The organism is Dietzia papillomatosis NBRC 105045, from assembly GCF_001570845.1.
GTDB classification, from domain to species: domain Bacteria; phylum Actinomycetota; class Actinomycetes; order Mycobacteriales; family Mycobacteriaceae; genus Dietzia; species Dietzia cinnamea.
This window is the reverse complement of record NZ_BCSL01000133.1, coordinates 1-513: the sequence shown is the minus strand read 5'-3', so window position 1 is coordinate 513 and position 513 is coordinate 1. Positions and strand designations below refer to the sequence as shown.

Genomic DNA, 513 nt, shown 5'->3' with positions numbered 1-513 from the left:
GGCGGTGTCGAATCCGATGTCGTGGCCCGCCTGACCCGCGACCTGGCCGGCGGTCACCGACCGAGCCGCACCGCCCTGGACACCACCGTCGACGCCTCCCGCGAACGCCACGACCCCCAAGGCGCCGGCGACGCGGTCGACGCGGCCGCCGACAAGCGCACCGTGCGGTTCCGCCCCGAACGCGACGGCATGACCAGCATGTGGGCCCACCTGCCCTCCGGCGACGCCGAGAAACTACGCCGCCGCATCGACGCCGTCGCCCGCGCCGCCGCCGAGTCCGGCCATCCCCGCACCCGCAACCAACTACGCGCCGACGCCCTGGTCGCCCTCGGCGATCCCAACACCACCGACATCGCCGACCCCCTACCCGACCACCCCGCCGACGCCGGCACGGCCGCCGCGGGCAGCGCCGCCACCGGCACCGCCGCCACCGGCACCGACGCTGGCGCTGGCGCGGGTCGTGCGCGGCCTGGGGCTTCGTGGGGCACCGACCAACCGATCCGCATCTCCGTG

The 513-nt window shown here is 76.6% G+C and carries 1 protein-coding gene; it reads left to right on the top strand.

Annotated elements, in window-relative coordinates:
* Positions 1–21: 21 nt before the first annotated feature.
* Positions 22–513 (top strand): DUF222 domain-containing protein (locus tag DPA01S_RS16150; protein WP_232303226.1); only part of this gene is annotated, 492 nt, incomplete at its 3' end.